Annotated in this window: 20 protein-coding genes and 3 tRNA genes; 15 read left to right on the top strand and 8 right to left on the bottom strand. The window is 52.8% G+C overall.

Annotated features, from left to right (window positions below; translation table 11 throughout):
• Positions 1-66: 66 nt before the first annotated feature.
• The 3 genes from sodC to PO881_RS08660 form a co-directional block, all read right to left on the bottom strand.
• Complete coding sequence (gene sodC, locus PO881_RS08670; RefSeq protein WP_101764542.1) at positions 67-585, bottom strand: superoxide dismutase family protein; 519 nt, start codon at positions 583-585, stop codon at positions 67-69.
• Between the two features lie 80 nt (positions 586-665).
• On the bottom strand, positions 666-1,562 hold the full coding sequence (locus PO881_RS08665) for an aldo/keto reductase family oxidoreductase (RefSeq protein WP_280172753.1): 897 nt from the start codon (positions 1,560-1,562) through the stop codon (positions 666-668).
• A gap of 71 nt (positions 1,563-1,633) precedes the next feature.
• The gene (locus tag PO881_RS08660) at positions 1,634-1,873 is read right to left on the bottom strand and encodes a DUF1289 domain-containing protein (protein ID WP_008110296.1); all 240 of its coding nucleotides are present in this window, start codon (positions 1,871-1,873) and stop codon (positions 1,634-1,636) included.
• 228 nt (positions 1,874-2,101) lie between these two features.
• Here PO881_RS08660 and eptA point away from each other — a divergent pair, with 228 nt between their 5' ends.
• From eptA to rnt, 5 genes are all read left to right on the top strand, one after another.
• Positions 2,102-3,739: a phosphoethanolamine transferase EptA gene (eptA, locus tag PO881_RS08655; RefSeq protein WP_280172752.1), complete on the top strand. Its 1,638-nt coding sequence runs from the start codon at positions 2,102-2,104 to the stop codon at positions 3,737-3,739.
• Positions 3,740-3,778: 39 nt separating this feature from the next.
• Positions 3,779-4,375 (top strand): TetR/AcrR family transcriptional regulator, encoded by a 597-nt coding sequence (locus PO881_RS08650; protein ID WP_137385683.1) that lies wholly within the window; start codon positions 3,779-3,781, stop codon positions 4,373-4,375.
• A 49-nt stretch (positions 4,376-4,424) separates the two neighbouring features.
• Positions 4,425-5,522 carry an alkene reductase gene (locus PO881_RS08645; protein ID WP_137385682.1) on the top strand — a complete coding sequence of 366 codons (1,098 nt, stop codon included), beginning with the start codon at positions 4,425-4,427 and terminating at the stop codon, positions 5,520-5,522.
• A 102-nt stretch (positions 5,523-5,624) separates the two neighbouring features.
• The gene (gene gloA, locus PO881_RS08640) at positions 5,625-6,032 is read left to right on the top strand and encodes a lactoylglutathione lyase (RefSeq protein WP_280172751.1); all 408 of its coding nucleotides are present in this window, start codon (positions 5,625-5,627) and stop codon (positions 6,030-6,032) included.
• Positions 6,033-6,139: 107 nt separating this feature from the next.
• The gene (gene rnt / locus PO881_RS08635) at positions 6,140-6,808 is read left to right on the top strand and encodes a ribonuclease T (protein ID WP_280172750.1); all 669 of its coding nucleotides are present in this window, start codon (positions 6,140-6,142) and stop codon (positions 6,806-6,808) included.
• 35 nt (positions 6,809-6,843) lie between these two features.
• On the opposite strand, the gene PO881_RS08630 is transcribed toward rnt, so the two are convergent.
• Positions 6,844-7,179, bottom strand: coding sequence for a Grx4 family monothiol glutaredoxin (locus tag PO881_RS08630; protein ID WP_175501675.1), 336 nt, complete (start codon positions 7,177-7,179; stop codon positions 6,844-6,846).
• A 364-nt stretch (positions 7,180-7,543) separates the two neighbouring features.
• Between PO881_RS08630 and PO881_RS08625 the strand changes: the two genes are divergently transcribed.
• Entirely contained in the window at positions 7,544-8,335 is a 792-nt protein-coding gene (locus tag PO881_RS08625) for a C40 family peptidase (RefSeq protein ID WP_280172749.1), read from the top strand.
• A 56-nt stretch (positions 8,336-8,391) separates the two neighbouring features.
• Here the strand turns inward: PO881_RS08625 and PO881_RS08620 are convergent, their stop codons facing one another.
• The gene (locus PO881_RS08620) at positions 8,392-8,481 is read right to left on the bottom strand and encodes a YnhF family membrane protein (RefSeq protein ID WP_007892756.1); all 90 of its coding nucleotides are present in this window, start codon (positions 8,479-8,481) and stop codon (positions 8,392-8,394) included.
• Between the two features lie 274 nt (positions 8,482-8,755).
• On the opposite strand from PO881_RS08620, the gene purR reads away from it, so the two are divergent.
• Positions 8,756-9,781 carry an HTH-type transcriptional repressor PurR gene (purR, locus tag PO881_RS08615; RefSeq protein ID WP_101764549.1) on the top strand — a complete coding sequence of 342 codons (1,026 nt, stop codon included), beginning with the start codon at positions 8,756-8,758 and terminating at the stop codon, positions 9,779-9,781.
• On the opposite strand, the gene punR is transcribed toward purR, so the two are convergent.
• Positions 9,778-10,689 carry a DNA-binding transcriptional activator PunR gene (punR, locus tag PO881_RS08610; RefSeq protein ID WP_280172748.1) on the bottom strand — a complete coding sequence of 304 codons (912 nt, stop codon included), beginning with the start codon at positions 10,687-10,689 and terminating at the stop codon, positions 9,778-9,780. The genes purR and punR overlap by 4 nt on opposite strands.
• Positions 10,690-10,799: 110 nt before the next feature.
• Between punR and punC the strand changes: the two genes are divergently transcribed.
• A complete protein-coding gene (gene punC / locus PO881_RS08605) occupies positions 10,800-12,002 on the top strand; it encodes a purine nucleoside transporter PunC (protein WP_280172747.1) in 1,203 nt (400 codons plus the stop codon).
• A gap of 302 nt (positions 12,003-12,304) precedes the next feature.
• A complete protein-coding gene (gene cfa / locus PO881_RS08600) occupies positions 12,305-13,453 on the top strand; it encodes a cyclopropane fatty acyl phospholipid synthase (RefSeq protein ID WP_280172746.1) in 1,149 nt (382 codons plus the stop codon).
• Positions 13,454-13,504: 51 nt separating this feature from the next.
• Here the strand turns inward: cfa and PO881_RS08595 are convergent, their stop codons facing one another.
• A complete protein-coding gene (locus PO881_RS08595) occupies positions 13,505-14,149 on the bottom strand; it encodes a riboflavin synthase subunit alpha (protein WP_101764552.1) in 645 nt (214 codons plus the stop codon).
• Positions 14,150-14,346: 197 nt separating this feature from the next.
• Between PO881_RS08595 and PO881_RS08590 the strand changes: the two genes are divergently transcribed.
• The 6 genes from PO881_RS08590 to PO881_RS08565 all read left to right on the top strand — a co-directional run bounded on the left by PO881_RS08590 (position 14,347) and on the right by PO881_RS08565 (position 18,403).
• Complete coding sequence (locus PO881_RS08590; protein WP_137385675.1) at positions 14,347-15,720, top strand: MATE family efflux transporter; 1,374 nt, start codon at positions 14,347-14,349, stop codon at positions 15,718-15,720.
• Between the two features lie 134 nt (positions 15,721-15,854).
• Positions 15,855-15,931, top strand: a tRNA-Val gene (locus PO881_RS08585).
• Positions 15,932-15,934: 3 nt separating this feature from the next.
• Positions 15,935-16,011, top strand: a tRNA-Val gene (locus tag PO881_RS08580).
• 20 nt (positions 16,012-16,031) lie between these two features.
• Positions 16,032-16,108 (top strand) — tRNA-Val (locus tag PO881_RS08575).
• A gap of 342 nt (positions 16,109-16,450) precedes the next feature.
• Positions 16,451-17,863, top strand: coding sequence for a pyruvate kinase PykF (gene pykF, locus PO881_RS08570; protein ID WP_110866028.1), 1,413 nt, complete (start codon positions 16,451-16,453; stop codon positions 17,861-17,863).
• Between the two features lie 303 nt (positions 17,864-18,166).
• Positions 18,167-18,403 (top strand): major outer membrane lipoprotein, encoded by a 237-nt coding sequence (locus PO881_RS08565; protein WP_007892735.1) that lies wholly within the window; start codon positions 18,167-18,169, stop codon positions 18,401-18,403.
• A gap of 75 nt (positions 18,404-18,478) precedes the next feature.
• Here PO881_RS08565 and PO881_RS08560 read toward each other — a convergent pair whose 3' ends face one another.
• Complete coding sequence (locus tag PO881_RS08560; protein WP_101764555.1) at positions 18,479-19,465, bottom strand: L,D-transpeptidase family protein; 987 nt, start codon at positions 19,463-19,465, stop codon at positions 18,479-18,481.
• Between the last annotated feature and the right edge of the window lie 12 nt (positions 19,466-19,477).

Genomic DNA, 19,477 nt, shown 5'->3' with positions numbered 1-19,477 from the left:
AAGAAAATGGGTCAACTTTTTTCAGCGTGAGGAAAGGGGGGCGACAAGCTGCTGCCGCCCAAAGCATTAAATTACGCCGCAGGCAAAACGCGCCCCGCCGCCGCCAAGCGGTTGCGGATGGTCGGCATGATTATCGCCGCCCACATGCACCATCAAGGCTTTACCTTTGATTTCACTCAGGGATTTGATGCGTGGCGCAACGACCGGATACGTCGCCTTGCCATCTTCTGTGACAAACAGCGCGGGTAAGTCACCAAGGTGACCATCAGCATACGGGCCAAGATGCTTGCCGGTTTTTTGCGGATCGAGATGTCCGCCCGCCGCACCGGCCGCCACCGTTTTACCGTCCGACTCGCCCGGTTCACAGCTGCCTTTAGCATGGACGTGGAAACCATGAATGCCGGGTTTCAGGCCGCTTAACGCTGGGGTAAATTGCACACCGTATGGCGTTTCGCTAAGCGTGACGGTGCCAATCGCTGCCCCGATGCCTTGCGCCGTGGTTTCATGCAGCGTGACTTCTTCTGACGCCGCCTGCGCACCCGCGGCGCAGGCCAGAGCCAGCATAACAATGAGGGTTTTCTTCATAACGTCTCCTTACGGTTAGATTCCCTCTAAGCCTGGACTGCTTTCATCCAGGCTGCCGTAATTTGACGCAGCTTTACGCTTTAGGGCACATCGTAGCCGATGGCGGCTTTACGGATGCGGAACCATTGCTGGCGATCCAGCGTCAATTGGCACGCGCCAACCGCCTCTTTTACACGTTCGATTTTACCTGATCCAATAATCGGCAGCGGACGGCTTGGCAGTTTCATCACCCATGCATACACCACCTGCTCGATATTGCTGGCGCCGATCTCCTGCTTCACCTGCTCCAGCTCATCGCGCAGCGGCTGAAAATGCGGATCGTTAAACAGGCGACCGCCGCCGAGGCATGACCACGCCATCGGGCGAATGCGATTTTGCTGGCACTGATCGAGTGAGCCATCCAGCAGCGACGTTTGTTCCAGCGGAGAGATCTCCAGTTGATTGGTGACCAGACTGAACGGCAAACGCGATTGCAGCAGCGTGAACTGCGAGGCGGTGAAGTTGGAGACGCCAAAATGGCGTACTTTGCCGCTCTGATGCAGCGCCGTAAAGGCTTCGGCAATCTCATCAGCGTCCATCAACGGATCCGGGCGATGAATCAATAGCAAATCGAGGTAATCGGTATGGAAATGGCGCAGCGAATTTTCGGCGCTGTGCAGAATATGGCTGGCTTCGGTGATGTAGTGACCAATGCGGTGTTCAGGCTTCGCGCGCGTTGCAATGCCACATTTGGTGACGATTTGCAGCTTCTCACGCAAGCCTGGCGCGAGGCGCAGCGCGGCACCAAAGGCGGCTTCACACTGGTAATCGCCGTAGATGTCGGCGTGATCGACGGTGGTGATGCCCAGCGCTAAATGGTGCTCAATAAATTGCACCACTTGCTGCGGCGTCATGCCCCACTCCATTAAACGCCAGTAACCGGCGATCAGCGGTGAAAATGAGGGTCCCTGCGGTGCAATAGCCTGCGCTTGTAACATGGTTAAACTCCCAAAACACGGTTCCAGATGACGAAAGCGGGAGTATAACGGAAAGGCAAATCATCGTTTTCTTAAAACAGTTCCGGTTGTTGTGGATCATGATCTTCATCCACTTTTTGCTGCCGTTGCAGGCGCAAAAAGCGTTGCCGGCACAAGCGCAGCACATCGCGCTTTTGCGCATCGCTGAATTTCATCCAGTTAAAGCGCTCTTCCCGGCTGCGTAAACAGCCACGACAATAGCCACGCGCGTCACTCTGGCAAATACCACGACACGGGCTGGGAACGGGGAAGAACTCAAGTTGCTCGGCCACATCCACTCCGCAATTAACATCTCATATCACATTGATAACAGCTTAATGACATTGTGCAAAGCGTAGACGCCCATTGCGCATAATCAAGCCATTACGGCGTCTGGTTACGCCTGTTTACCAAATAGCCAGCATTCATCGGATTTGGATGGTTTATGTTTACTCTTGGTTAAGGTTTTCCTCAGCTTCTCTTCATACGATTGTCACACGACTTCTTACCGTTGAGTTTTCATGAGATTCCCGACCACCCTGCAGTGCGGCACCAGCGGATTTAACCTTATTGCTGCGCTGTTCTTCGCACTAGTTTTAAATGCCCTGTTCTTGCTGCGTGCATGGGAAATGATCCCTTACGATCAGTTCCACGATTATCTGTTCGCCGCCAGTATTCCGCTGGTGCTCGCCTCGGCTTTCTATTTTCTTTTCTCGCTTGCTGCCTGGCCTTATCTGCGCAAGCCGTTGCTGATTGTGCTGGTGTTCGTCAGCGCCGCCGCCAATTACTTCATGCACAGTTTTGGCACGGTGATCGACACCAATATGATGCAAAATGTCTTTGAATCCGACCCGCAGGAAGCCTCAGCGTTGTTCAGCAGCCGCTATCTACTCTGGATGTTATTGATGGGGATGGTGCCGGTGGCGCTGATTTGCGGCGTGCGTATTCGTCGTGGACCGCGCTGGTGGTGGAATCTGCTGCAACGCCTGACGGGCGCACTGGGCGCAATATTGGTGATACTGCTGATGGCGGCGCTGTTTTACAAAGATTACGCCTCGCTGATTCGCAATAATAAAAACCTGATCAAGATGATTACCCCGGCCAATATCGTCAGCGGCACCGGCCACTATGTCGATCAACGCTATCTGCAAGGTAGCCAGGCGCTGGTGAAAATCGGTGAAGATGCACACAAAGGTCCGTTAATCTCCACAGCGACTAAAAAAACGCTGGTGGTGTTAGTGGTGGGTGAAACGGCGCGCGCCGAGAACTTTTCGTTGGGTGGTTACGCGCGAGAGACCAATCCAGAATTGAAAAAACAGCAGGTAATTTACTATCCCAACGCCAGTTCCTGTGGCACAGAAACCGCCATTTCGGTGCCCTGTATGTTCTCGAATATGCCTCGCATGCATTACAACGCCAATCTGGCGCACCACCAGGAAGGCGTACTCGACGTCCTCGCCCATGCGGGCGTAAGCGTACTGTGGCGCGAAAATGATGGTGGCTGTAAAGGCGCCTGTGAACGCGTGCCGCACACCGATATGACGCAGTGGAAACTGCCGCAATATTGTCACGATGGTTTTTGCCAGGATGAGGTGTTGCTGCATCGTCTTGATAACTATATTGCCAGCCTGCACAACGACGGCATTATCGTGCTGCATCAGATGGGCAGCCACGGCCCAGCCTATTATCAGCGTTATCCGGCTGAGTTCCGCCGTTTCACGCCCACCTGCGACAGCAAGCTGATTCAGGATTGCGATCATCAGGCGCTGGTGAATACTTACGATAACTCGCTGCTGTATAGCGACGACATGCTGAGCCGCACCATCGATAAGCTTAAAGGCCTAAGCGATCGCTTCAATGTGGCGCTGGTTTATCTCTCCGATCATGGCGAATCGCTTGGCGAGCGCGGGATGTATCTGCACGGCGCGCCTTACCTGTTTGCGCCTGCGCAGCAAACACACATTCCTCTGCTAATGTGGATGTCACCGGGATATGCGGCGGCAAACCACATCAATGATGCCTGTTTACGCCAGCAAGCGGCTGACGCCAAGGTTTCGCAAGATAATCTTTTCCATACGGTTTTAGGCATGTTCAATATCCAGACGCAGCAGTATCAGCCGCAGCTGGACATGATCAGATCGTGCCAAACTGCCGCCTGAGGGTTGCGTTAGACTGACTGGTCTAATAACCTGCGCCCCATGAATAAGACTCTGCAACGCAACGATACCCGTGAACACCTGCTCGCTATTGGCGAGCAGGTTTGTTTACAGCGCGGCTTTACCGGCATGGGTTTGATCGAGATGCTGGCGCTGGCAGAAGTCACGAAAGGCTCGTTCTACCACTATTTCGGTTCGAAAGAGGCCTTTGGCGTGGCGCTGATTGAGCGCTACTTCAGCCATTTCCAGCAGCAGATTGATCAGCAGTTGAGTCTGCCCGATTTAACGCCGACCGAGCGCCTGTTAGCGCATTTCCGCTATGGCGAACGGCTGTTTATCGAGCAAGGTCATATTGTTGGCTGTCTTGGCGTAAAGTTGTCAGCCGAAGTGTGCGATCTCTCTGAGCCGATGCGCGATGCACTGCAACAGGGTGCCAACGCCATTATCGCTGCCTACACGCGCTGTTTGAATGAGGTGGCGGCTGAGCAGCCGCTGCCGTTTGGGCAAACGCCGCAGCAGCTGGCGCAGCGCTGCTACTTGCTGTGGCTCGGAGCCAGTTTGCAGAGCAAGATTTCCCGAGAGCCGGGCCCGATTAGCCTGGCACTCGACACCATCGAACAGTGGCTGATAAGTCACTGATTTTTAAAACCCCATTTACTAGACGACCGGTCTTCCTGGAGCAATCAATATGGCGAGTAAGCAGCTGTTCTCCCCACTTAAAGTGGGCGCGATTACCGTACCGAACCGCATTTTCATGGCCCCGTTGACGCGTCTGCGCAGCATTGAGCCGGGCGATATCCCTACGCCGCTGATGGCAGAATATTATCAACAGCGCGCCAGTGCCGGTTTGATCATCACCGAAGCCACCCAGATCTCTTTCCAGGCGAAAGGCTATGCCGGTGCGCCGGGTCTGCACACACAGCAGCAAATTGCCGCGTGGAAAGTGATTAACGAAGGCATTCATGCCGCCAACGGTCACAGCGCTGTACAACTGTGGCACACCGGCCGCATATCTCATAACAGCGTGCAGCCCGAAGGCAAAGCGCCGGTCGCCCCATCCCCCCTAGCGGCAGGTACGCGCACGTCCCTGCGCGCCGCGGATGGTTCTGTTTATCGTGAAGACACCTCAGTGCCACGCGAGTTGTCAGTGGCTGAAATTCAGCAAATCGTAAAAGATTTTGGTCAGGCCGCCGCCAATGCGCGCGAAGCCGATTTCGACCTGCTGGAGCTGCACTCCGCGCACGGCTATCTGATGCACCAGTTCCTCGCACCAGGTTCAAACCAGCGTACCGATGAGTACGGCGGTTCGATTGAAAAGCGTGGCCGTTTCGCGCTGGAAGTGGTGGATGCGGCGATTGCCAACTGGTCTGCCGATCGTATTGGTATCCGCGTTTCGCCAATCGGTGCTTTCCAGAATCTGGACAATGGCCCGGAAGAAGAAAAAGCGGCGCTGTGGTATATCGCCGAGCTGGGCAAACGCAGCATCGCCTATCTGCACCTTTCTGAGCCAGACTGGGCGGGCGGACAGCCTTACAGCGATGCATTCCGTGAAAAAGTACGCGCCCTGTTCCCTGGCGTAATCATCGGTGCCGGTGCTTACACCGTTGAGAAAGCCGACGATCTGATTGCGCGTGGCCTGATTGACGCCGTGGCCTTTGGTCGCGACTTTATCGCCAATCCGGATCTGGTTGCCCGTCTGCAGCAGGATGCGCCACTCAATCCGCAGCGTCCTGAGAGTTTTTACGGTGGCGGCGCGGAAGGTTATACCGATTATCCAACCCTGTAAGAAAATGGCTGCCGCGGCGGATAGGCGGCAGCGTTATTTCATCAGTGTCTATACTAAGTTGCTTGTCATGCACTGATGACGTTTTAAAAAAAAGAGGATGTTATGCGTTTACTTCACACCATGTTACGCGTTGGCGATTTACAACGTTCAATCGATTTCTACACCCGCGTGCTCGGCATGCGCGTACTGCGTCAAAGCGAAAACACCGAGTATAAGTACACCCTGGCATTCGTTGGCTACACCGAAGAGAGCGAGGGCGCGGTGATTGAGCTGACTTACAACTGGGGCGTGGATAAATACGATCTCGGCAACGCTTACGGCCATATCGCGCTGGGCGTGGACAATGTGGCTAACACCTGCGAACGCATTCGCAGCGCGGGCGGCAACGTAACGCGTGAAGCGGGCCCGGTAAAAGGCGGTTCGACTATTATTGCGTTTGTTGAAGATCCAGACGGCTACAAAATCGAGCTGATTGAAAACAAACATGCCGGTCACGGCTTAGGCAACTAAGGTTGCCCGTCAGCCTGCTATTTGCAGGCTGACTTCCCTCTCCTGCTGCACCCTCCTGCGATTTTTGCCATAATGCGCGCTGCCCTATTTATTGCCATGAGATCCTGATGTCTGAATCGAACGCTTTAAACGCTCTCCACCAACGCTTCCGCGGTTTTTATCCTGTTGTGATCGACGTTGAAACCGCGGGTTTCAATGCACAAACCGATGCACTGCTGGAAATTGCAGCCACCACGCTGAAAATGGATGAAGACGGCTGGTTGCACCGTGATGAAACGCTGCACTTCCATGTGGAACCGTTTGAAGGCGCCATTCTGAATCCTGCGGCGCTGGCGTTTACCGGCATCGATCCCACCAATCCGCTGCGCGGTGCGGTAAGCGAATATGAAGCCCTGCATGCGATTTTTAAAATGGTGCGCAAAGGCACCAAAGATAGCGGCTGCAATCGTGCCATTATCGTGGCGCACAATGCCACTTTCGATCTCAACTTCGTGATGGCGGCCGCCGAGCGCACCAGCCTGAAGCGCAATCCGTTCCACCCGTTTGCCACTTTTGATACCGCGGCACTGAGCGGTTTAGTGCTGGGGCAAACCGTGTTGGCGAAAGCCTGTAAAGCGGCGGGAATGGAGTTTGATAGCACGCAGGCGCATTCGGCGCTGTATGACACCGAGCAAACCGCGACGCTGTTCTGTGAGTTGGTAAACCGCTGGAAACGCCTGGGCGGCTGGCCGCTGGCTTTTAGTGAAGAATCCGCAGACGAGGCGTCTGCCGAGTAACCAAAGAAAAGGCCGACATGTGTCGGCCTTCTGCATTATTCCGCTTCTTTATACTTCTCAGCGGTCTCTTTCAGCAGTGGCTGAAGTTCACCGCGCTGGAACATCTCAACGATGATGTCGCAGCCGCCGACCAGTTCACCGTCGACCCACAGCTGCGGGAAGGTTGGCCAGTTAGCGTATTTCGGCATTTCAGCGCGAATATCCGGGTTCTGCAGAATATCCACGTAAGCGAAACGCTCGCCACACGCAGAAAGCGCCTGCACGGCTTGCGCCGAAAAACCACAGCTTGGCAGCTTTGGCGAACCTTTCATGTACAGCAGAATCGGGTTTTCTGCGATCTGACGCTGAATTTTTTCAACAGTACTCATTATTGCCTTCCTTAATCTTCTACTTCGTGTTTGTTTATTGTAGCGATTTCGCTCCCGGACTGAAAACGGGATTTTGCGTTTGCACTGGCTAATCGCCATGTTTGTTAAGTTAACGCATGACAAATAACATTTTCATATCATTAATTGGCATTAATAAATTAATAATTAGCAATAATTTCGCTGTGTTAACCAGCTGAAATCGTTCATTTTTGCTACAGAATCAATCTGGTAACATTTTAATAGAAAAAGGCCTTACCTTTTGTAAAAAAAGTGGATTAGAATTGCCTCGGCGCTGGTCACTTGATCAGATTTCTCTCACTTTAATGCAGTCTGCTATGATTCAGCCTGCTTAACCTGTAATCGGATTATGCGTCTACTAATTACGCTTTTCATACTGGCTTTTGCCCAACTGTTCTTTAATGTGGCCGCTGCATCTCCGCATGCGCCCGTTAACGCCAGTTCGCTTAAAGCAGAGAAAAAGAGCGCACGTGAAGACGAGCGCCGCAAACGACGTCCGGTAAAAACCACCACCAAAAAATCGCGTCTGACCGCTGTTCAAAAATTCAAGCTCAAAAAACAGAGCAAAACAGACATCGCGCTGCACAAAACCACCAGCAAAAAATCCCCGCTGAAACTCTCTGCTAAGAAATACGGTCATCAACGTTTAGCGAAGAAAACGCCAGAGATCGCCGTCAATGATGAAGCGTTAGCGCTGACCGGTATCAAAATGAGTAAAGCGCACCGCCAGCGTTACCAAAAAGCGCGTGAAACGGCAATGACCAAATTAATGGGTCAGCTCGGTAAACCTTATCAGTGGGGCGGCGCTTCGCCACACACCGGTTTCGATTGCAGCGGCCTGGTGTGGTACGCCTATAAAGATCTGGTGAAATTCAAACTGCCACGCACCGCCAATGAGATGTATCACCTGCGTGATGCGGCACCAATTAAGCGTGAAATGCTGGAGAAAGGCGATCTGGTGTTCTTCCGCATCAACAATCGCGGTACCGCCGACCATGTGGGCGTTTATCTTGGCAATGGCAAATTCATTCAGTCGCCGCGTACCGGCAAAGATATTCAGATTAGCGCATTGGGTGAGGATTACTGGCAGAAACACTATGTGGGCGCGCGTCGTATGATGACGCCAAAAACCATTCGCTAGTTTTTGCGCAACAGACATGAAAAAGCCGGATGCTGTTCTCAGCTCCGGCTTTTTTGTTAATGCATGATCGCGGTAAAGCTGAAGGCGATAATCATCAACAGTGCGCCAACAGTGGTCATTAGCGCCAGCTTCAGGTCGGTATTCATCACAACTCCTTAGTCACACAATTGTTAGGGTTAAGACGATTTTCGCACAGCAATAGGCAAAAATCTCGTGTTATCCGCGCCAGCTTGCTAGAATCGCCGCCTTTCGTTGCGCAACAGATTTTGCGCAGGCTGTATTTACAGCGTGATGAAGTGATTTCGCCTGCTAGAACATACCGTTTTGCCCGCTTTTTTGGGCTGTAAAAGCATTAGCAGACGCAAACGTTTAACAATATACTTATCAGTAAGTTGCGATAAGCCCAGGAGCACCATTTTCATGGCAACAATTAAAGATGTCGCAAAACGCGCGGGTGTCTCAACCACCACGGTTTCGCATGTCATCAACAAAACGCGTTTCGTTGCGGAAGAGACGCGTAACGCCGTATGGGAAGCGATCAAAGAATTACACTACTCGCCGAGTGCCGTGGCGCGTAGTCTCAAAGTCAATCACACTAAAACCTTGGGTCTGCTGGCGACCTCCAGCGAAGCGCCCTACTTCGCTGAAATTATCGAAGCGGTGGAGAACCGCTGCTTCGAACGCGGCTATACGCTGATTCTCGGCAATGCGCACAACGATCTGCAAAAGCAGCGCGCTTACCTGTCAATGATGGCGCAAAAGCGCGTTGATGGCTTGCTAGTGATGTGTTCGGAATATCCAGACGATTTGCTGCAGATGCTGGAAGAGAACCGCAATATCCCCATGGTGGTAATGGATTGGGGCGCGTCACGCGGTGATTTCACCGATACCGTGCAGGACAATGCATTTCAGGGCGGCTATCTCGCCGGGCGTTATCTGATTGAACGTGGCCATCGCGATATCGGTGCCATTCCTGGCCAAATGGAGCGCAACACCGGCGGTGGACGTCATGCTGGCTTCCTGCAGGCAATGAACGAAGCGGGCATTACGGTGCGTCCCGAGTGGGTGGTTCAGGGCGACTTTGAGCCTGAATCGGGCTATCTGGCGATGCAACAGATCTTAAATCAGAAACAGCGTCCAACCGCGGTGTTCTGCGGTGGCGATATCATGGCGATGGGCGCGATTTGCGCTGCTGATGAGATGGGTTTGCGCGTACCGCAGGATATCTCGGTGATTGGCTACGATAACGTGCGCAACGCGCGCTATTTCACACCAGCGCTCACCACCGTGCACCAGCCGAAAGCTGAACTAGGCGAAAAAGCGCTGGAGATGCTGCTGGATCGCATCACCAGCAAGCGCGAAGATCCGCAAACTATCGAAGTCCAGCCAACGCTGATTGAACGCCGTTCGGTGGCGTACGGTCCGTTCCGCGACTACCGCCGCTAAGCCGACACTTCGCTGAGCCATTCGTGGTTCAGCGTTTCCGCATCCCCGAGATAAGCCAGTAACCACGCCAGCGCCGGTGACGCGCGCTGTTCTGACCAGCTGACGCAGCACGGACTGTCCGGAAACGCCTGCGGTAGCGCCAGCTCGACCAGTTTTTGGCTGTCCAGCAGTGGACGCGCCAAATGGCCAGGCACCATGCCGACGCACAATCCTGCCAGCAAACAATCCATCCCGGTTTCCCACTCTGGCACCACCAACCGCCGCTGATTATCCAGCGTCCATGTCATACGGCGCGGCAACGCACGCGAGGTATCTTCCAGCACCAGCGATGGCCACGCCCGCAAGGTTTCATCATCCAGCTCCTCACTGTTAACCAGCGGATGATCAGGACTCACCACACAACGCCAGTTCAGCGCGCCCATATCCTGAAAGGCAAAACGTCCGCCCACCGGGATGGCCTGAGTTGCGCCAATCGCCACATCCACCCGACCATCAGCCAACGCATCCCACACGCCGTTAAACACTTCGTAGCTGATAATCAGCTCCATGTCGGGAAAATGGCGGTAGAAGTCTTTCACTAACTGTCGCGTACGCTGCGGTTTTACAATGCAGTCGACTGCGATGCTCAACTCGCCGCGCCAGCCATTTGCCAGTTGCTGACACTGTCGGCGAGTTGCCAGCATTTTTTTGATAACAGAACGGCCTTCCCGCACAAAATGCTCGCCCGCCGCTGTCATCACCACTTCCCGATGCTGGCGCTCAAACAGCGGCACCGCCAGCCAGTTTTCCAGCTGGCGCACAGTATAACTGACGGCAGAGGGCACGCGATGCAGTTCCTGCGCTGCCGCGCTAAAACTTCCGGTGCGCGCTACTGCATCCACCACTTCAAGCGCATATTCTGACCACATAAATTTGCCTTCAAAAATTTTAACAGCACCATGCAAATATTAGCGTTTCACAAAGCGCGCCGCATCCTTTTACACTCCCCGGCGTTCACCCTGCCCAAAAGAGAATCAACATGTTGTCGTCTAAAGCATTTATGCCTTATCTCGCCGTGCTCAGCATGCTCGGCTTTCTTGCCACGGATATGTATTTGCCCGCCTTTGGCGATATGCAGCGTGATTTTGCTAGCGCACCCGGCACCATCAGCGCCAGCCTGAGTCTGTTTCTCGGCGGTTTTGCCTGTGCCCAGGTATTTTGGGGACCGCTATCAGATCGTTATGGACGTAAGCCGATTTTGCTGGCGGGCCTTGCCATCTTCGCCCTCGGTTGTCTGGGAATGCTGTGGGTGACCGATGTCCGCCTGATGCTGGCGCTGCGTTTTATGCAGGCGATTGGCGTGTGTGCGGCTGCCGTAAGCTGGCAGGCGCTGGTGGTGGATCACTACCCAAAAGCGAAAGCCAATAAAGTGTTTGCAACGATTATGCCGCTGGTTGCGCTGTCTCCGGCGCTGGCACCGCTGCTCGGCGCCTGGCTGATCGGCCACTTCCACTGGCGCAGCATCTTTATCACGCTGACGCTGGTTGCCGTGGTGTTGCTGATCGGTACGCTGCAGTTAACCTCGCCTAAGCGCGAGAAAGTTGCCTCAGGCAAACAACCCGGCTGGTTGACTTTGCTGGGTACCCGCGTCTACAGCGGTAACGTCTTAATCTATTCGGCATGTTCGGCGAGCTTTTTCGCGTGGCTGACGGGCTCACCTTTCATTCTCGCCGCAGCTGGCCTGACGCCGGGCGATATTGGCCTGAGCTATATTCCGCAGACCATTGCGTTTCTGATTGGCGGCTTTGGCTGCCGCGCGCTGTTAAATCGTTATCAGGGCGCGCAACTGCTGCCGTGGTTGCTGGTGCTGTATAGTCTGAGCATCCTAAGTCTGTTTGTCATCGCCCTGATGCCTTCAGCGCCGCTGTTTGTGCTGCTGATGCCCTTCTGCGGCATGGCGCTGGCTAATGGCGCGATCTATCCGATTGTGGTGGCCAGCGCATTAGCGCCCTTCCCGCACGCCACCGGTAAAGCGGCAGGATTACAGAATTTATTCCAGTTAGGATTGTGCTTTGTCGCCAGCCTGCTGGTCTCCGCCGGCCTTGAGCAGGCGCTGTTCAACACCACATTAGTGATGGTGGCCACCGTGGTACTGGCGTGGGCGGGCTTTGTCTGCCAGCGATCGGCAAACGCACAAAGTGATATTGCCCACACTTCCCGTCCCTGCGAAGATAATCTCTAAGCCAACGCTTTTCGTTAGCAAACTAACGATAACCCGTTGAATATTGACCCACGTGAGCATATACTCAGTGGGTCAGTAATTCTGTATTAAATCAATAATATAAATGTAATACCTTTAGCGACTCTGTCGCGGGATGGCGTCTGCACGATACTCCAGTGCGGCGTCCAACTTTTCTATTCAAATTCATGCCTCTGTAAAACGTCGGATTTCTGGCGCACGGATTTTCCGTGAGTTCTCTCACAGGTCTTGGGAAATTGGCTATCCTTTTTCTCAGGTTCAGATCGGAAGGTGATGGAGAAGCTATGAGTTCATCTGTTATAGAAGAAGTGAGCCTTGAAGAAAACCACTGGTTTCGGATCGTCAATGAACTGCTAGAGCGTGCTGATATTGCAGTTAATGGCACTCGTCCCTGGGATATTCAGGTAAAGCATCCAGATTTTTTTAAACGCGTGCTCGAGGAAGGATCGCTCGGATTAGGTGAAAGTTACATGGATGGTTGGTGGGAGTGCGAACAGCTTGATATGTTCTTCCATCGCGTTTTAAAACACCATCTGGATAAACAATTACCGCGGCATTTTAAAGATACGTTGCGCATCGCCGCCGCGCGTCTTACTAATTTGCAATCGAAAAAACGCGCCTGGATTGTGGGTAAAGAGCATTACGACCTGGGTAATGATCTATTCTCACTGATGCTTGACCCCTATATGCAATATTCCTGCGGCTACTGGAAAGATGCTGATACGTTGGAAAACGCGCAGCAGGCCAAACTGGATATGATTTGCCGCAAGTTACAACTTGAACCGGGCATGACGCTGTTGGATATCGGTTGTGGCTGGGGCGGACTGGCGGAATATGCCGCACGCCATTATGGCGTCACGGTGCATGGCGTCACTATTTCTGCAGAGCAACAAAAACTGGCACAACAACGCTGTGAAGGACTGGATGTCACTATTTTACTGCAGGACTATCGCGACCTGAATAATAAATATGATCGCATTGTTTCTGTCGGAATGTTTGAACATGTCGGGCCGAAAAACTATGCCACTTATTTTGATGTTGCTGACCGCAATCTCAAACCAGACGGCATATTTTTACTGCACACCATTGGTGCCCTCACAACGGATATGAATGTCGATCCGTGGATTGATAAATATATCTTCCCGAACGGTTGTCTGCCGTCGGTCCGTCAAATCGCTGATGCCAGTGAGCCACATTTCGTCATGGAAGATTGGCACAATTTTGGCGCAGATTACGATACGACGTTAATGGCATGGTATGAACGTTTTCAGGCGGCGTGGCCGCAGCTAGCTGAGAAATATGGCGAACGTTTTAAACGAATGTTCGACTATTATCTCAACGCCTGCGCCGGTGCGTTTCGTGCCCGTGATATTCAGCTGTGGCAGGTGGTATTCAGTCGTGGTAAGGATGGCGGATTACGCGTAGCACGTTAATGAGCTTGCAGAAATAAATCAAGGCGCCACAGGGCGCCTTTTTTAGCGCCATTATTCTGCGCTGGCAATCTGCGCCAGTGCAGCGGCTTCACGCTGTGCTAATACGCGCTCAACGGTTTCCACAATGGCCTGCGTATGAGGATCAATCTCAATATTGACCTTCTGACCAAACTTCTTCGCGCCTAACGTGGTGCGCTCGAGGGTTTCCGGAATCAGATGCACACAGAATTTGCTTTTGGTTACGTCGCCAACGGTCAAACTAATTCCGTCGATACCCACAAAACCTTTATGCAGAATATATTTGATCTGCGTGGCGTCCTGTAATTTAAACCAGATTTCGCGGTTGTTTTCTGACTGGATGATTTTGCAGATTTCCGCCGTGGTCATAATATGGCCAGACATTAAATGGCCGCCAATTTCATCACTGAACTTCGCTGCACGCTCAATATTCACTACATCCCCGACCTGTAATTCACCCAGGTTGGTAATGCGCAATGTTTCTTTAATCAGATCGAAGCTAACCCGATCGCCATTAATCTCAGTCACAGTCAGGCAGCAGCCGTTGTGGGCTACCGATGCGCCCAGCGCCAGTCCCGGTAACAGGTCATCCGGTAAGCGCACAATATGGGTACGAAACAGATCTTTCTCTTCAATGCCGACAATTTCTGCCGTGCCTTGCACAATTCCAGTAAACATAATCTTAGCCTCTGCAAAGTTTGCGTCAGTTTATCACAGCTTGTCGGCGGCAGCTTAATTTGGCGGAGTTCAAACTTTACACAAATTGCTAAACAAAATGCGATCAACGTTTGGCGGAAGCCAGCGCTGCCGCTACACTGTGCGCGCATTCTTTGGGGATTTCGCCCCGCTCTCTTCATTAATTAAGCAGGTGTAACGTGCAGAAGTATTTTACCGAAGCGCGTCAATTGCTGGCCCTCGCGATCCCGGTCATCCTTGCTCAGGTGGCCCAGACTGCGATGGGATTTGTAGATACTGTTATGGCCGGTGCGGTAAGCGCCACGGATATGGCCGCCGTCGCTGTCGGCACCTCTATCTGGCTTCCCGCCATTCTGTTTGGTCATGGTCTTCTACTGGCTTTGACGCCTACCGTTGCGCAACTCAACGGTTCAGGACGACGCGAACGTATCGCGGAACAAGTACGCCAGGGATACTGGATGGCAATCGGTGTTGCACTCCTGATTATGGTGGTGCTGTGGAACGCCGGTTATCTGATTAACACCATGCATGATATCGATCCTGAATTGGCCGCCAAAGCTGAAGGATACCTGCATGCGTTGCTGTGGGGCGCACCGGGTTACCTGCTGTTCCAGGTGATGCGCAACCAATGCGAAGGTTTGTCGAAAACCAAACCGGCGATGCTGCTCGGCTTCCTCGGCCTGATGGTGAATATTCCGCTCAACTATGTGTTCATTTACGGCCATTTTGGTATGCCGGCCTTAGGCGGCGTCGGCTGCGGCGTGGCGACGGCATCGGTCTATTGGGTGATGTTCCTGGTGATGCGCTTCTGGGTGAAACGCATGGCAAGCATGCGCGACATCCGTATGAAAACGCGCTGGTCTGCACCGTCACGTACGATTTTGTCACGCCTGTTCACGCTGGGTTTGCCGGTGGCATTGGCGCTGTTCTTTGAGGTGACGCTGTTTGCCGTGGTGGCGCTGTTGGTATCACCGCTCGGTATCGTGAAAGTGGCCGGACACCAGATTGCACTCAACTTCAGTTCGCTGATGTTCGTGTTGCCGCTGTCGCTCGGCGTCGCCACTACCATTCGCGTTGGCTATCGGCTGGGACAAGGTTCGGCCGAACAGGCGCGCGTTGCTGCGTGGACCGGGCAAGGCGTCGGCATCAGCATGGCGGCCATCACCGCACTGTTTACCGTGATTTTCCGTCACGATATCGCCGGCCTGTACACGGCAAATCCAGAAGTCATTACCCTTGCGGCACAGCTGATGTTGCTGGCGGCGATTTATCAGTTCTCAGATTCGATTCAGGTGATTGGCAGCGGTATCTTGCGCGGTTATAAAGACACGCGCTCGATCTTCTTCATCACCTTTATCGCCTACTGGGTGCTGGGTTTGCCGGTGGGTTATGTACTGGCGATGACGGATTGGGTCTTGCCGAAGTTGGGTCCCGCCGGCTTCTGGTGTGGCTTTATTATCGGCCTGACCTCCGCAGCAGTGATGATGATTTGGCGCATCCGTCGTTTGCAGCGCCTGCCTGCGCAGGTCATCCTGGCGCGCGCCGCGCGCTAAGTGGCTGGTAACGGCGAAAAAAACGACGCATAGCACAGTTGCTGGTCAGTCGTAGGGGAAAAACACTTTTTCCCCTTGCCAGCATCACGGCCTGCCGTTAATATTCGTCCCCGCTGTCGCCCTGACAGCGTGTTGCGCTCTTAGCTCAGTTGGTTAGAGCACCACCTTGACATGGTGGGGGTCGATGGTTCGAGTCCATTAGAGCGCACCAAGTGCGTCCGTAGCTCAGTTGGTTAGAGCACCACCTTGACATGGTGGGGGTCGGTGGTTCGAGTCCACTCGGACGCACCATTTTTGTGAATTTCCTGAATGCGCTCTTAGCTCAGTTGGTTAGAGCACCACCTTGACATGGTGGGGGTCGATGGTTCGAGTCCATTAGAGCGCACCACTCTGGTTTTATCTCCTTGCGCAACACCTTTTTCTTGATCTGCATCGTCTATATCGCGCCGCTTTTATATTGGTTTTCGCATACTTAGCGACTATACTATGCCGCGTTGTTCCACCTGAAAGGTTTCAGCGCTAACGTGCCTATGCAAACAACTCCAATGATTTGCGCAACACTGATCACTCAGTTCCCTAGCGTACTGCATAACTTCTCTGCACGCTTTGCTTTCGTCTCCTATTCTTATTTCTGTGAAATCCGATCCAACACCATAAATATTCTCACTTCGGTGCCGTGCGCATCGAATCCCGACCTTTATCATCCATCACAACTTATAGAAAACCTGACATGAAAAAGACCAAAATCGTTTGTACTATCGGTCCAAAAACCGAATCCGAAGAAATGCTGACCCAACTGCTGGAAGCGGGCATGAACGTGATGCGCCTTAACTTCTCGCACGGGGATTACGCTGAACATGGCCAACGCATCACCAACATGCGTGCCGTTATGGAAAAAACCGGTCGTCAGGCCGCTATTCTGCTGGACACCAAAGGTCCGGAAATTCGTACCATGAAACTGGAAGGCGGCAACGATGTGTCGTTGAAAGCCGGCCAGACCTTCACCTTCACCACCGATCAGTCAGTCATTGGTAACAGCGAACGTGTTGCCGTAACCTACGCCGGCTTCACTGAAGACCTGAAAATTGGTAACACCGTTCTGGTCGACGATGGTTTGATCGGTATGCAGGTCACAGAAGTGACTGAGAATTCAGTAATCTGTAATGTCCTGAACAATGGCGATCTGGGTGAGAACAAGGGTGTTAACCTGCCAGGTGTCTCCATTCAGCTGCCTGCACTGGCGGAAAAAGATAAGCGCGACCTGATCTTTGGTTGCGAGCAGAACGTTGATTTCGTCGCCGCTTCGTTTATTCGTAAGCGTTCTGACGTGCTGGAAATCCGTGAGCACCTGAAAGCGCATGGCGGCGAGCATATCCAGATCATCTCGAAAATCGAGAACCAGGAAGGCCTGAACAACTTCGACGAGATCCTCGAAGCCTCAGACGGCATCATGGTTGCTCGTGGCGACCTCGGCGTTGAGATCCCGGTTGAGGAAGTGATTTTCGCGCAGAAGATGATGATTAAGAAATGTAATAAAGCACGCAAAGTGGTCATCACCGCGACGCAGATGCTGGATTCCATGATCAAGAACCCACGCCCTACCCGTGCGGAAGCCGGCGACGTGGCGAACGCCATCCTCGACGGTACCGATGCGGTCATGCTGTCTGGTGAGAGTGCTAAAGGTCGTTATCCACTGGAGTCGGTCACCATCATGGCGACCATCTGTGAGCGTACCGATCGCGTGATGAAATCGCGCATTGACTCGCTGCAGGACTCACGCAAGCTGCGCATCACCGAAGCGGTATGCCGCGGTGCCGTTGAGACTGCAGAGAAGCTGGAAGCACCACTGATTGTTGTAGCCACCGAAGGTGGTAAATCTGCTAAAGCTATCCGTAAGTATTTCCCGGATGCCACCATTCTGGCGCTCACCACCAACGAAACCACCGCTCGTCAGCTGATTCTGAGCAAAGGTATCGAAACTCATCTGGTGAGAGAAATTGCCTCAACTGATGATTTCTACCGCATTGGTAAGGAAATGGCGCTGGAAAGCGGATATGCGCAGAAAGGCGATGTGGTGGTAATGGTTTCAGGTGCATTAGTACCAAGCGGAACGACAAATACCGCGTCTGTACATGTAATCTGATTAGCAACTGAATTTTTATTTAAAAGCGCCTTTAAAGGCGCTTTTTTTATTGCAGAGGTAATACAAAAGCCAGAAATTTCCAATCGAAATTAACTATTCAAAATCTCGTATGATTAAGGTTAGTCCGATTAAATCTCTCTGTTTTAGCTAATTATTTTCATCATCTTCTGTTAAATGCTGTTTCTTTGAGCGAACGATCAAATTTAAGCATGTTCTCATCAAAAATTTATTCTCAACTCAAAAAGCTTTGTGTAATACTTGTAACGCTACATGGAGATTAACTCAATCTAGAGGGTATAAAGAATGAATCGCACTAAACTGGTACTGGGCGCTGTAATCCTGGCTTCAACTATGCTGGCTGGTTGCTCAAGCAACGCTAAAATCGACCAACTGTCTTCAGACGTTCAGACTCTGAACGCTAAAGTTGATCAGCTGAGCAACGACGTGAACGCAATCCGTTCTGACGTTCAGGCTGCTAAAGATGACGCAGCTCGTGCTAACCAGCGTCTGGACAACCAGGCTCACTCTTACCGTAAGTAAGAGTTCTGGTTTGAAAAATGGTGCCCATGTGGCACCATTTTTTTTGTCCTGATTCTGCGATTCTCTGGTCCGAATTCAGGGCTGCGCCACGGCCTCACCACGCTGCTCCATTGGTACTGCGCTTTCATCTGTAACCGGCTCACCGCTGCTCACTAATACCGGCATCCCGGAACGTCGGGCTATCGCTTCCTTGATCAACGCCGTATCACTCTTCTCGCTCTTCGAGAAGGCTTTAAGCTGCGCTGACTGCGCAATCGGCATGGTTTGCGGATCGTCCTTATCATTACGTGATAACGGCTGATGCACTTCAACGTAGCGCTTACCGTCGGGTTCAATCGCATATTTGATGGGCTGATTGATCACCTGCACCCGCGTCCCTTTCGGCACGCTGTTGAACAGCGCTTCAATATCATCCGGGCGCAAGCGAATGCAGCCAGAACTTACGCGCATGCCAATACCAAAGTCAGCATTGGTGCCGTGAATCAGATACTGACCGGTCCCACGCGCCAGACGCATCGCAAACAGCCCCATCGGGTTATCTGGCCCGGCTGGCACCACGCCCGGCAAGGTAATACCCTCTTTGGCGTAGCGCTTGCGGATATTGGTGGTTGGCGTCCAGGTAGGATTCGGGATTTTCTGGCTGATGCTGGTGACCATGGTTGGCGTCATAGCGCCTAACTGACCGATCCCGATCGGATAGACGACCACACGATCTTCACCTTTCGGATAATAGTAAAGTCGCAGTTCCGCGAGGTTAATCACGATACCTTCCCGTGGTGCATCGGGTAGCAGCATCTGCAGTGGCACGGTTAATTGTGTGCCAGCCTTGGGTAGCCAGGGATCAACGCCTGGATTAGCTTCAAGCATGCCGAGCATGCCTATCTTATAACGTGCGGCAATGCTCTCCAGCGGCCGCTTGTCATCCGGCACGGTGGTCAGGGTGTTTTCGCCAATCAAACGGCTGTTATCGGCCGGTAGGGGATATTCCGTAGCAAATGCAGGTGCAGAGAGTCCGCAACAGGACAACAGCAATGCACCGGCTAAACGTAAGGCTGGTTTCATGCAATTTTCTCT

This window comes from Pantoea sp. SS70, assembly GCF_029866845.1.
Taxonomy (GTDB): domain Bacteria; phylum Pseudomonadota; class Gammaproteobacteria; order Enterobacterales; family Enterobacteriaceae; genus Pantoea; species Pantoea leporis.
This window is presented reverse-complemented; position numbering and strand designations above follow the sequence as displayed.